Source organism: Candidatus Auribacterota bacterium, from assembly GCA_026392035.1.
In the GTDB taxonomy this organism is placed as follows: Bacteria; Auribacterota; Tritonobacteria; order UBA1439; family UBA1439; genus JAPLCX01.
Window position 1 is genome coordinate 39,111 of record JAPLCX010000083.1, and the last position, 12,785, is coordinate 51,895.

8 protein-coding genes are annotated in these 12,785 nt (G+C 51.2%); 1 reads left to right on the forward strand and 7 read right to left on the reverse strand.

Annotated features, from left to right (window positions below):
- Positions 1–28: 28 nt before the first annotated feature.
- Genes NTX71_08890 through NTX71_08900 form a run of 3 tightly spaced genes read right to left on the reverse strand, consistent with a single transcriptional unit; the run spans position 29 to position 3,801 of the window.
- The gene (locus tag NTX71_08890; protein ID MCX6340019.1) at positions 29–1,129 is read right to left on the reverse strand and encodes an SGNH/GDSL hydrolase family protein; all 1,101 of its coding nucleotides are present in this window, start codon (positions 1,127–1,129) and stop codon (positions 29–31) included.
- A 49-nt stretch (positions 1,130–1,178) separates the two neighbouring features.
- Positions 1,179–2,774, reverse strand: coding sequence for a glycosyltransferase family 39 protein (locus NTX71_08895; GenBank protein ID MCX6340020.1), 1,596 nt, complete (start codon positions 2,772–2,774; stop codon positions 1,179–1,181).
- 22 nt (positions 2,775–2,796) lie between these two features.
- Complete coding sequence (locus NTX71_08900) at positions 2,797–3,801, reverse strand: transposase (protein ID MCX6340021.1); 1,005 nt, start codon at positions 3,799–3,801, stop codon at positions 2,797–2,799.
- 166 nt (positions 3,802–3,967) lie between these two features.
- Here NTX71_08900 and NTX71_08905 point away from each other — a divergent pair, with 166 nt between their 5' ends.
- Positions 3,968–5,329, forward strand: a complete 1,362-nt coding sequence (locus NTX71_08905; protein ID MCX6340022.1) for a glycosyltransferase family 39 protein — start codon at positions 3,968–3,970, stop codon at positions 5,327–5,329.
- 9 nt (positions 5,330–5,338) lie between these two features.
- Here NTX71_08905 and NTX71_08910 read toward each other — a convergent pair whose 3' ends face one another.
- From NTX71_08910 to NTX71_08925, 4 genes are read right to left on the reverse strand one after another with little or no spacing between them, the layout of a single operon-like run.
- The gene (locus tag NTX71_08910) at positions 5,339–7,024 is read right to left on the reverse strand and encodes a hypothetical protein (GenBank protein MCX6340023.1); all 1,686 of its coding nucleotides are present in this window, start codon (positions 7,022–7,024) and stop codon (positions 5,339–5,341) included.
- Positions 7,025–7,039: 15 nt separating this feature from the next.
- On the reverse strand, positions 7,040–8,746 hold the full coding sequence (locus tag NTX71_08915) for a hypothetical protein (protein ID MCX6340024.1): 1,707 nt from the start codon (positions 8,744–8,746) through the stop codon (positions 7,040–7,042).
- A gap of 41 nt (positions 8,747–8,787) precedes the next feature.
- The gene (locus NTX71_08920; protein MCX6340025.1) at positions 8,788–10,764 is read right to left on the reverse strand and encodes a tetratricopeptide repeat protein; all 1,977 of its coding nucleotides are present in this window, start codon (positions 10,762–10,764) and stop codon (positions 8,788–8,790) included.
- 38 nt (positions 10,765–10,802) lie between these two features.
- Entirely contained in the window at positions 10,803–12,659 is a 1,857-nt protein-coding gene (locus NTX71_08925; GenBank protein ID MCX6340026.1) for a glycosyltransferase 87 family protein, read from the reverse strand.
- Positions 12,660–12,785 lie beyond the last annotated feature (126 nt).

Consider the following 12,785-nt stretch of genomic DNA (forward strand, 5'->3'; position numbering starts at 1 on the left):
ATCTGTGTTCATCTGTGGCTAATACTAATCATCGAATGTAATCATTTTTTCTCAGATAGTCAATCATCGCATCAGCAACAACCCTGTGGCCATAGCTATTCCAGTGCCCTACTTTCCTATGCACCACCGGGCGAATCCTGCCATGGAGACAGGGTCCGAGATCCACATACCCTATCCTTGCTCCCTGGCAGAAGCGCTTGAGAAGCGGTGAATAGACTGAGTGTATGTCAGCGATTATGAAGCGGGCGCTATTTTCACGGCAGAGATCGTCAATCCGTTTGAGGAGCTTTTCTGTCAATGCTAACTCACGCGCCAGTTTCTCCGGGTCGCCTTCTCCCGCAACAGGTTCCGATCCAGCCCATACAGGGTGCGCGAGTCGGAATGTGAGCCAGTTATACAGGTGGGAGTGGGTAAGAAGTTCTCTCTTCAGATAATCCACCGACCAGTGCGATTCGGACTCTCTACCGGGGATGCCATAGCTCTGGGCGAGCAGTCTCTTTTTTGCCCAGTATGCCGGCTCGAAGGGAACAGGCGTATTCTTCAACACCAGCCGGTCCCCCTCCCCGACAAAGAACGGCTTCGGCTGCATCCCGTCTATCACCTTTGCGTTATTCCCCTCAACCACGTCGTTCCGGTCGAAGAGGAGGATCACGATGTCCGGGCGATACTTAAGGCCTTCGGTTTCCAGGACGAGAAGCTCCTGATCCGTGGAGTAACCGGCTTGGGCGAGGTTGATCACCTCCCATCCGGGGAGCCGCCGCTCCAGGATATCTGAAAATCTCTCCAACGCCTCAACCCCCCAGCCCCACGCCGTCGAATCGCCGAGGACGACAATCCTCTTTTTGCCCCACTTTTCGTACGATCGCTCCCGCTCCCTGAATCCTCGCGAGTTATTCACGATTCTGTGCTTAAAATCGGGGAGGATGAACCACGTCTCAAGGTTCGGCACACCGGCATAGCCGAGGAGTGGATCGTATTGGTCGGGGAACGAATGAATTGTATCAGAGGTATAATCCGGGAATGGCGCGAAGAGGCGCAGGACTATCTCTGCTGCCGCCAGCGCAATCACAACGGCACCGAGCAGGGCGCACAGCCTCTTCGCCAGAGCAATCTTACCGCCAGTATCCATAATCCCGCCCGTGTCCACCTCGCAGGTGGATTTGAACACGTTTGTTCACCTACGATGTGGATTTCGGTCTGAGCTCGTAAAGTCTAAGACTCCCGTTATAATACGAAGTCACCGGCACAAAGTTAAAATCCTTTTCCAATGCCGCGCGGTACCGCGCCCACCAGTTGAACGTGAAACCGTCCATGTAGACCCTCTTCCCGCTGGCCAGGAGGCTCCTGATATACCCCGGGTTCTCCATGGCGACCTTGAGCGGAAGATCCCTCTGCCTGATATACTCCACCTCCCTCGATATAGGCATATACGTACGGTGGGTGCCCCCTATGAAATAATGAGTCACATACACCCCATCAATACCTGATATTAGAAAGGCATCATCCGGGGCGATTTGATTCAGCACCTTGAATCCCTCATACCACCACGTCGGGGCATGATGTGTGAGATCTCCGCCCATGAACGGCTTCGCGCAGCCCCACGCAGTGACCGCGAGGAGGATCGCCACGGGTACGCGCAGGAGAAGCCGGCGACTGACGCTCCCACCTCTGAATACGCCAAGGAGCATCACCGTGCCGTTTGCCGCGAGCATGCACACAAACGGCACGACCGGCAGGAAAAACTTGGCCATCTGGAAGGCATAGAAGAGGAGCATGAAAAGGGTGCCGAAAATGAGTGAAAGTATCATCACTGCAAAACTGAATCTCACCCCTCCCCTATTTTGTCTCACACAGCCAGCGACTCCGAATATCGCGAGCAGAAGCACGGCCGGGAAATATGGGGCGAACAGCGTCGGCCAGCTCAGGCCGAAGAAATGCCAGAGATAATAGACGATGTTTCCCCGTTGGTCTCCCCGTTCTGAAACGGCAGTGTTTCTGATTGCATAGTGCAGGGAGAAATAATCTTTACCTCCCTCCCATCGCTCCCAGTAGTAATAGCCAGTCTTGAATATATCGCCAAACGCCATACCGTTATACATAAGGACAGGTGAAATGCCAACAACAAATCCAGCGACAAGATACGCGAGAGAAATGGCTTGGCAACGGATATTCCTGCGGGAACCGATAAGGCACGTGGCGCATAGAGGCAGGAGAGTGATGATCCTCATTATATGTACCGCTGTTGAAAAACCACATAGCGCACCCGCAGCGAACCAGAGCCGCGACGTTTTCCTCTCACCGACTGCGGCCATCCACGCGAGCCAGAGGCCTGCGATCATAAAGGTGTTGGAGACCATATCACTGATGAGTACCTGGCTGTAACCCACATACGAAGGAGCTACCGAGAGAAAGAGGGCTGCAAGAAGAGCCGTCGGGCAGCCGAATACGGATCGCGCAAACAGGTACGCGAGCACTATGGAAGCGAGGCTAAATGCGAGAACCAGGTAAATCGCCGTGTGGAGTGCTGCCCCTGTCAGCAAGTAATAGAGCGCCAGTATGAGCGGAAAACCGCAGGGGTACATCAGCGGGAGCCTCAGATCATTTATATATATCCATAACCCCCTACCGTGTGCGAGATTATATCCCGCCACCGCGTACTGGGCGGAATCAGGAACGATCGCGAGATCGGCGAGGTAGTACGGCTCAGTATAGCGGAGCGCAAACGCCAGGACCAACACCGCAGCGAGTGACAGCACTTCAAGTGGTTTTTTCATTTCTGGGGTCAAACCCGAAGTTCTAAGTTATTGACTCCATTATTTTTCCTACGCGCTCTTCTAGCTGCTTGTTCTGCTTCAGCTCTATCTGAACCTTCTTATGAACCTGGTTGATTCGCTCACCGCTAACCCCACCCAATTCTTGGCCCATTTCTTTAAGACTCATAATCTTGAAATTAGTTCGATACGTTATATCGAGTAACACTTGCCGGGCTTCCTTATGTCTCGATCTACTCTTGCTAATTTCTTCCGCTTTGACTCCATATTCTTTTGCTACCGCTTCAGCCAATTCCTTAATTGGAATCGCCTTCTTAATCTCTTTTAAATGCGAGTAATCATAAACCAGCAATTCTCTTTGTTTCAAGATATTCGTAGAAACCCAGGTCACAAAATTATCAGTTCCCAACAAAGCATTTGCTCTTGCTTTTTCCAATGGATTGTTTAGATCCAATGCTATCCCCTTCAAAACAAAATCCCTATACGCCGCCCTGCACAGCTTATCATCCCCTCCCATATAGGCCAATACCATGTCATAACGCATAAAATCATCCCGTTCTCTTGACCTAATATAACCAAGAAAACTGCTCCAATAATACCCCCCCAATATACCAATCTTTTTTTCAAGCGGAAGATTGCGATACTTCTCTAACCGCACAGGATTTAAATGAATGTAGCGGCTCAGTTCCAACAAGTATTCATCTGCTTCGATTAGAATAGCCTTATATCGACCTTGATAGAGATGCCCCGCGCGGTGATGGCGCAGATTGTAATACGTGATATAGGTAGTGTTAAAGCGCTGCATAAATCTACTTAGATTTGCATCTAATGTCCTCAACAAAAAATGGAAATGGTTACCCATTAATACATAACCGTGCACTTCTATATTGAATAATGCTGCGCTTTCCCTTAGAATCTGAAGAAATTTGTTCCGATCTTTATCATCCCTAAAGATATTTGCCCTCTGGTTTCCTCGAGAGGTTACATGATACCATGCATTGTGATATTCTATTCTCAATGGTCTGGCCATGTTTAAAGAATATCATCAATGAGCACTATTGTCAATTTAGAACTTCGGGTTTGACCCTATGAGATTCATGAGTTATCTATCATCGGTTTATTCACATAACAAAATCATATACCTCTCTCCGGTATTCTTGATAGGCATAATTTTTGCCATACTCAATAAGCCACTTTTGCTCAAAGAGCCTCCGGTATGGCCCGACGATTCCCTCTTCGCAAGCCCTGCGTATATCCTCGCCACCCATGGGTATCTGGGATCAGAGCTCTACTATGGAATTGTGCCCGGCCTGGAGCGCTACACCTATTCCAATCCCCCCCTCTATTTCCTTTTCCTGGCCGGGATCATAAAATTATTTGGCATGAACATCCTGGTCCTGCGTTGGACCTCTGTCGCCTTGGGGATGTCGCTTTTTGTCCTGCTTTTCTTCCTTGCAAAAGCGGTGGCCCGAACCGGATGGGTCGGCATCCTCGCCTGCACCCTTCTTGCCATCGATCCGGAGTTCCTGCGAGGATGCCGTATCGCCCGCCCCGATATCTTGTGCGTGGTGCTGATAACCGCGGCATCGTACTTCTATGCGCGATGCATAAACTGTCCGGCACATAAAGTGAACCTCACTATGACAGGCCTCTGCATGGGGCTGGCGGTGCTCACCCATCCTCTGGGACTCATTGCCGTCATATCCATTTGCATCCATTATTTCATAAACGTCGCGCGCGGCAAAGCCAGGTTAAGCGGCACTGTCTATCTGCTCATCCCTTTTCTGCTATTGATTGCCCTCTGGGGGATATATATCGCACAGCACTATACATACTTTGAGAAGCAGATGCTTGGCCAATTCGGCCGTAAAATGGGTGTCAGATACTGGCTGTGGTCGCTTTGGGGGCAGAGCGGACGCCGGGTCTCATTGCTAATATATATCGCGGCAACGCTTGGCATATTTACAATATCATTAAGGGGAAAAGATAACTCCCTCTTCTTTCTCTCACTATTATGCTCCACGGCATTAATCATGGCGCTCAGCGGCAGAGAGATGTGGTACTCGATTTACTATGCGCCCTTTTGCGCATTCGCGGTGGCATTATGTGCAGGCCGGCTATGGAGAATACGCGCGCCGGTGCCATGCATCGCTCTGTTCTTTATCGGATTCCTCATATACAATAATGCGGCTGATTACCGATGGACCTATATCGCCACGATGCGCTATGACTACTCCGGCATCTGCGAGGATATAGAGAAGGAACTGCGCCCACATTCAACCATTTTCCTGCACTGTGTTCCCGACCCTTATTTCTGCCTGATAAATAGCCCTAAGAGCCTCACTATCCGGGAATTTCATCCTACCGCCCCCCTTGCTGACTTAAAGGCAGCCATCGCGCGTTCGGACTATCTGATCATCAGTCCGGGCGATACGTACCTGGTCAAGGACATGCCGCCGTGGCGCATCAAGCGTATTGTGCGCATCGGCGCCCATCAACCGGGGCAATATCAGTTGCTCTTAGTAGAATTTAGAAATATCCGGCGGGAGGAAGAATAAGGGTTTCTTTCAATCAGGTATTGGGTTGCCCTTTCGGACAAAATCAGCTTCTTTCAACACAAGTTGATCATTCTTGTATACCACTTTTACGCTCCGGGGATCAATCCGGATAAAGCTCTCATCTGACACATACACAAACGGAATGTGCACCGCACCTATAAAAAGTAGCTTGTCCATCTGTCCGCTGCTGGCGAGACCCATGATTTGCTGAGGGCTTTTGAGTTGCCTCATTCGATAATTTTTAGAATATAGCCTGAAGTACTTATCAATGATATCTGGCGCCCGGGGTTGCGACAACGATAGCGGCAACACGTATGTTTTAGCATCAAAATAATGATCCAGATTCACCGCCAAATTGTAAATATCCTTATGACTGAATAGCATAAAGCAGAAAGGCGGCCATCTCCATTTCTTGGAGCTTTTTTCGGCCTGCAGGTGACCTGTCGTTACATCAATCAGAAGACGGGTATTATTAATATTGGCCCACACCAATACCGAGAAGACAGCTATTGCCCCTGCAAGATAAGCCCTCTTCAATAGCGGATAACATCTCCGAATATGATTCAGGAGCAGTTCATCGCTGCACATACCTATAGTAAGAAACATCGGGATCAATATCGAGTCCCACCTCTCGTATACCCATGAGTCATATACCGATGAATGCAGGAAGTGGAGAAGAAAGAAGAAGAAAAGGATTCGACTCGCCCTTTGTGTTCTTGTTTTGAATAATGCGATCAAGTATAGCAGGAAAAAGGAACCTATCACTACGTGGCCGAGAATATCATGGTCCATAATATTCAAAAGAAACAGCTCAACTTCCGCATACAGAGACGATTTTATGCCCTGATACACAAAATCCACCTGCACAGAGAAAGGCTGGCTCCCCTGGATGAAAAAGAAACGCCCAGGCACACGGTGAAAAACCCAGAAGTCCGTCTTTGAACCAATCGGCTCAGCGCTGCTCTGATACCAGTAAATACAATACAGACTTCCCATACACAGCACAATGCTCAGTATTATGTGAGCCATCGCCTTCAGCCTTGTTTTCCGTGAGAAGTCCTTTAGGAAAAGCGGTGTCAGAATAAGCGGCGATGTAACGATACTCTTCATGTGTATTGCCAAACCAAGCGAAACAGAGACACCGATGAGCCATGCGGCCTTATAAGTATGATGTCTGGCCCAATCGCCGCCCAGAGCGCCCGCAAAAAACAAAAGGGCCATTATAAAAAGCAGATCGCACAGTGTTGCAATAACGTTATCGTCACAGGTGGTGATAAGCCAGCATGGCCCAAACGTCAGAAATGGAATAAGACTGATGACCAGGCCGATCCAAAAGTTATTAATCAACTTGCGACAGATATAATAAAGCAGGCCGAATGTGCCAAGGGCGGAGAGATACGAGATAATTTTGAACCCCATCAAAAAATCCCATCCGTTCCACAGCGAATATGCGCCCGTCACCAAATACACCAAGGGGAAAAACAGCAGATGGAACTTGGAAAACCAACCCGTCACCCCAAAGGTCTTGAAAAAAGTCAGTGTATCCTTCTTCCCATCGAGATCCATGACATAATTCAACGTGTCACTGTCAATGCATAGGTTGCCAAATATCCGCGAGTAATAAAAAATCGCCAGTCCGGAAACAGCAAGTAGGAATAGAAAAAGATGAAGATATTTACTGAAATCTTTATTCATACATGCATCCCACATTTAATGTCTTGCCTTGCACCATAGGATAAGAATAGCAAATCCTCCCAACATTGACACTACCACCCCCGTATAATAAAGTGGTGGTCTATAATACAAGGATACTTCCGCGTCAGAAGGGGCGATAGGCACCGAAAGGAGCCCATTCTTTGAAATTGCCTGCTTCCCTCCTTCCGTGCGCCAGCCTGGATCGTAACGCTGATTTATCATAAGCAAATCCCGCGCGGTACATCGAACTCTGTAGCACAGCCTGTTCGGGCTCCACATAACAGTTTCTACAGAACCGCTCCCATGAGCAAGCCAGACCTCGCCCCGGTAGCCTGGTTCATCGAAGGCATTCACGCCCACCAGCGGCAGATCGAATCCGTCGTAATTATTAATCAAGCCTTCGTTCTGAAGAAAACAGAGGAACGAGCGAGGTCCCTGCTGCTCTTCTTTAGGAAGTCGCACCTGGTGGAAGGGACCTGACCTTTTTGGCTCAAGCGGAGCACTGGTGGAGACGCTGGTGTAGATTGGGGCTGACACCACCATGAGGTCCGTCACCACAGCCACAGTAGCTATCCCTAATGCCATGGTGAGCGCCCATGGCCATTCTCCGTGAAGCACGCGCACCAATTCCTCCAATCGCGAAACGGTCATCGCGCTCATCAGCGCGAGACAGAATATCAATATCACCCGGAACCTAACCGGATCATGAAGGGATGTGAACATGGGGAGCAGATGTATCCAGTGCCATGGTGACATCATTCCGTAATCACCAAACATGAGGCAGAAGAATAGCAGTGCCATAATCCCCATGGGGAGCGCTCTTTTACGCGCAAGAAAAGGCGCGCTCACGGCGAGGAGCATCGGGAGCACCCCGACGTAGGCTCCATATTCCCACCATCCGAGCCAGGCACCCGTAAAGTTGGTCTCACTTATCTGGTCGCGCCCGAGAAACATGCGTGGTAGCGCCAACCAAGAAAGCACCGGCTCTCTCCAAAACGTCGGCCGAGGATTCCTTGAGAGAAATTCCGTCATCGGGACTAGCTTCACTCCGCTCAGTGCCAGGCCGAGTATCACCGTGATGAGAAAGACTCCAATCGGTAAAAGACGCTTTCTCATAACAGCCTCGATCAGCGCGTATAGCGAAAGGAAGAGAAGCGCGTACGGCACCGGATATATCCCGCCTTCGAAAATCATGAGCGCAAGCACCAGACCTCCTCCCGCGCACCAGCGCATATTCTCCAGCGCCTTTTCATAAAAAAGGATCAGCCATGGAAGATATGCAAAGGGAATAAATTCGTCATGCCAGTGCGACATATAGAGCGGGTACCAGCTGCTGAACATGTACACGAAGGCACATAGAAAAGGTGCGAATCGCCCTGGCGTAAAACGCCTTCCGAGCAGATATCCCCCGCAGAGCCCTACCCAGAGAACCAAGAGAATGCGCAGCTTCGACCCTACCACCGGTCCAAAGGCCACGGTGAGTATAAAGGCGGGAGAAAAAAATGAGGAAATGGGATACGCGAAAAATGGCACTCCTCCCGATGCCCATGGATTCCAGAAGGGGAACTGGTGATACCTCAAGAGAGTGAGCCGCGGCACGCCGGCAAGGAGAAAGGCCCGGTGCCACACGTCTATACCCCACCCCCCCAGCTGGAAGGCGACGGGAAGCCACATCACAACTGAGAGTGCCAGAAGCAGCTTTACCGCTGCCGACGTTTTCATAACTGGTTCACCACTACCGTTATCCCCTCCAGTCCCTCGTATCAGGGAGTCAGCCCTGGACTCACGTGCGACGCCGCCTCCCTGTCTCTTTGCGCAGCGGCGGAGCACCCCATCCTATCGAGGAGGGCGGCGCGTCCGAGCAGGAGTTCTCTCTGTTGAGGAGAAGAATCGATCACGTTTGAAACATCCACAATGCGCGCGAGCAGCGCTGCTCGTGCCTTTATTTCCTGCTCCTCTGGCCTCACCGCGAGCGCGCGGAGATGAATCTCGAGCGATTTCCGATACTCACCTCTCTCAATGAGAATCGCCGTGAGGTCGTTGAGCACGAGCGGATTCAAGGGATCCATTTGAAGGGACTTCTCAAAATAGGGGATCGCCGCCTCCCTGTCACCCGAATAGTCATAGCTGTGCCCGATCACCGCGTACCTGTAGGCGCTCTCCGGTGTCTCATAGAATATGAAGAGAAGAATCATTGCACATGTGATCAGAATACAGAGCCACAGAAAACACATGTCCAGCGATGTCAAAGGAGATCGTGCTCCCACTGTTCCCATTCTTTTCCCCGTGGCTAGGAACAAGGCGATACCTCCGCCAATGAGTGTGACCAACACCACGAGGCTCGCCCCGCGAGGACATCCCAGGAGTGTGAGCCAGTTCGGCCGCACATTACCCCTCAGGAAGGATGGCAATAAAAATTCCCTCACTGGATTATGCAGGTGCTCATGGGCAGATGCCCCCGCCGCGGTGCCAATAAAATTAAAGATTACCGAATAAATAACGAGAACGCTGAGCATCCAGCCGTACCCCTTGGGCTGCCGCGCCATGAGGGACGCGATCGGTACTATAAAAAACGGAATCACAGGGACTAAAAACCTCGGACCGTAACCCGCGCCGCCCGCCCACGCAGTGTACGAAGAGTTGAAGATGGCATAGCCGAGAACAGTGATAAGGCATAGCCAAAAAAGTCTCCCCCTGCCCAGGCCGACGACACTCTCCACCGCATCGTTATCTGTACTCCTTTTTGCGAGCGAATACAGCCCTGGCACTATCAGCAGCAAAAACGGCGAGACAAAAAATATGCCGCGAAAAGGGCTCACCATCAACATCAGGAACGGGATGAGTTCCGGCATTCTCACGCCGAAAAGACCCTGTGACTGAACCTCCCTCGCGATCGGCATCGCCTCGTGGGCATAGGGGAAACTGAGCATGTCACCAAAGCAGGCGTAGTTATACAAGAGGATTAAAAAAACACCGGGGATGCACCCGAGGGCAAAAATGATGGTATCTCCGATCCGCCGGAAAGAGAATGCAGTGAAGATGAATATCACGCACAGAATGAGCATCACCTGGTAGTCAGCCGCGACCGCGAGCCCGCCGAGCACTCCCGCCACCAGAAGCGACGAGCGGGCGAAACGGCCCCTCGACTCCGCTCGGGACAAGCTCGTCGGCGAAATGGCGGAAGCCAAGACTCTTCTCCATTTTAGCAATACTATAAAACAGCCGAATAACAGTACGGCAGCGAGCTGGTGTCCCACAAACTGAGTGCTGTATGGGAAGGCCATGGTCCCCAGGCTGTAGGCGACGACGAGCAGATCGGCATAATATTCAGATCGCACGAAACGGTTGAGAACATCGTGCAGGAGAAGGGCCAGGAGCACGCTCGGCAGGGCGATCACGCACACCTGAACCAGGTAGAGATAAACCCAGTCGGGAATGGCGAAATACCTTCCGACTGTTTCCCATGCCAACCAGTACACAGGAACGGCGAGGAACGATGTCGCGGGAGCCTTCCCGCTGTAGTAATGGCCCTGATAAAACGCGGCGTCTATTCCGCCGAGGTAATATTTCTCTATGGAAAAGCTCCGATCGAGCGCGAGGCTTTTGGCGAGATAGAACCTGACGCTGGTGTTCGTACCGAAATTTTCCGGGGACGGCGGCGGCACGAAAAAGGTGTAGGCAATCAGAATGGTGCACGTCAGCGCCGCGCAGTGCAGCATGCGATTGGACCGCTTGGCCATAATTCCCCTTATCCTCTCGGGAGAAAGAATGACACCCGCTAGCGTTCTCCTTTTCCCATCTTCAGTCGCCCGCCTACTACCGCGAAAAAGACTATTATATATAACAAGATTATGGTGAAGATATTGATGTATGAGGCACCCTTAAACTGGAAGTTCTTCGGCCTTATGGAAAGCCATACGCTGTCGAGCCATCCTGTGCGCTGGCCAAGCTCGACGCCATAATCGACCCCGTCAATGCGGCATCTGGTCACTTTGACCTTCCCGTCAAGCATGTGGCCGTACGGGTCCCAATCCCTCCCCTGTCCGATCAGGCGCGCCGTGATGGTATTGATCCCCCGTATCGAACAGAGATAATTTATGATGGTCACCTTGAATCCACTCTCCCGTAATGCCTCATAGGTGAGGGGGTATGAGATCCCCCACCAGAAGCTGTAGAGTTTATTCCCGTCACCCCGATAGGGGCCCAGGGTGTGATTCGCGAGTCGGATCAAAAAGTAGGAATCCCCTGACACACGAACTGCGTCACCCGGCCTCATGCCGGTGAATTGCAACTCATATTCCCCTCTGCCTCCATACCAATTCAGGGTAGATGGAGGTTCAAGCATGGTGTTGCAATTTACCGCCTCCGGGAATCCATTGTCAGGATAGGAGAAGGGATTCCCTGCGAAACGCATGCTGAAGAACGACAGCCCCCAGAGTAAAAGGAGCGCTCCGCAGAAAAGGCGTCTGAATGTCAGGCTGATTTCCCTTGAAAGGGCTCCGGCATTCTGCCTCCCACCTTGTGCTGGCAGATATATCCACACGAAGAGGAAGGACGCAATGAGATAGAGATATCCCCAGACGTACAGGGAGATAGGTTCCTTGAGCCTATCCCAGAATACCAAGGCTCCGGGACTGATCGACATGAAATTCAACACCCTGAGGAGACAGTAGCTACCGTTCATTTCCTCGTCAAGAAGATAAAAGAAGACCAAAATAATCGCATAGGCAGCATTGGCGAAGATGAGCGCCCCTTTTCTTTTGGCCAGCACTGCAAATGGGATTACGAAAATGAAATATTGCGGGGCATTCTTCACAGAGAAAAGCAGGAGAAGAGCGAAGTAGAGCCCCATCGAACGAAATAGTGTGATCTTGCGGAACAAAACGAGGAACCCTGCCACCAGAACAAGAACGATGGCAATCCATTGAAACGAAAAGTCCGCGCTCGTAAACAGCCGCCTGACGAACCAGGCATATAGCCCCTCTCCCTGTGCCGCCATCGCGATACGGTTCAAACCGAAACGGCAGACGTAGCTATGACCGATGGCATCGGCGTACGTCTTCGCCCACCCTATTGTGCACAGCCAGGGAATTTCCGGGATTATAAAGAAAAGGGCGACGCTCATATAAAAAATGGCCTTATCCCTCGTACGACTGCTCCTGTCGAAGATAAACAGGGGGAGCAGGAGGAGCGGGAAGGCCTTGATGCTCACCGCGACAGCCCAGCTCATACCCGCCAGGATTTTCGAGGGTGCCCCTTTTGCATTATAGAGGGCCAGCCCGGTGATCATCAGGAATAGAACCGTCGCGTCTGATTGCACGTGGTAATGGATGGCGAACATGGCAACCGGATTAAAGGCAAGCATGATAAACCACCATGGGGAGGACCCGGTTCTGCGGTTGTGAAAAATTGTCACCACAATATACGAACAGGCAATCCAGCTGAGTGCGTGAATACACTTCGCACACGTCGTGAGAGGGATATCACATAGACATGACAGCAGATGGGGGATGGCGAGGACACTGAACGACGCGCTGAAATAGTGGCAGCGCCCGCTCGGCATACCAAATGCATACTGGCTGTAATAGCTAAAAAAGTTGGCCCCATCGACACCGGTATAGTTATGGAATGCCATAACCGCGTGAACTACTATCGCACTCCAAACATACGGCGTCAAGGAAGCGCGCGCGTGTGCTACAGCCCGATTAGGATTCTCCGATAGCCCTTTCATAACACAGGGGATAAACGCACGACGCACCTA